General features: G+C 46.2%; 2 tRNA genes. Both read left to right on the forward strand.

Annotated features, from left to right (window positions below):
* Nucleotides 1-83: 83 nt before the first annotated feature.
* A tRNA-Leu gene (locus tag DN599_RS10300) sits at nt 84-168 on the forward strand.
* Between the two features lie 55 nt (nt 169-223).
* Nucleotides 224-298, forward strand: a tRNA-Gln gene (locus tag DN599_RS10305).
* Nucleotides 299-418 lie beyond the last annotated feature (120 nt).

A 418-nucleotide genomic window follows, 5' to 3' on the forward strand; every position in this document is an offset into this window, starting at 1 on the left:
CAGTACGGGAGTAGTGGATGTTGATAGTTAGACACGCTAGTTTCATAATGCCATCTTAATCAAGATGTAAAACTAGATGCAGTGCGGGAGTGGTGGAATTGGTAGACACGCCAGATTTAGGTTCTGGTGCCGTAAGGTGTGAGAGTTCAAGTCTCTCCTCCCGTACCATTTATTTTAAGTTACAGCCTTGTGGTCTACAGGGTGTAACAAAAGCGAAAGCTTTTGGGGTATCGCCAAGCGGTAAGGCACCGGGTTTTGATCTCGGCATTCCCAGGTTCGAATCCTGGTACCCCAGCCATTATTCAACCACCTAAGTCATTGACTTAAGTGAGTGGGTTAGCCCCACCATCTTTAATCAAGATGTAAAAAATGATGCAGTGCGGGAGTGGTGGAATTGGTAGACACGCCAGATTTAGGT

It is taken from the genome of Shewanella algidipiscicola, assembly GCF_900380485.1.
GTDB lineage: Bacteria > Pseudomonadota > Gammaproteobacteria > Enterobacterales > Shewanellaceae > Shewanella > Shewanella algidipiscicola.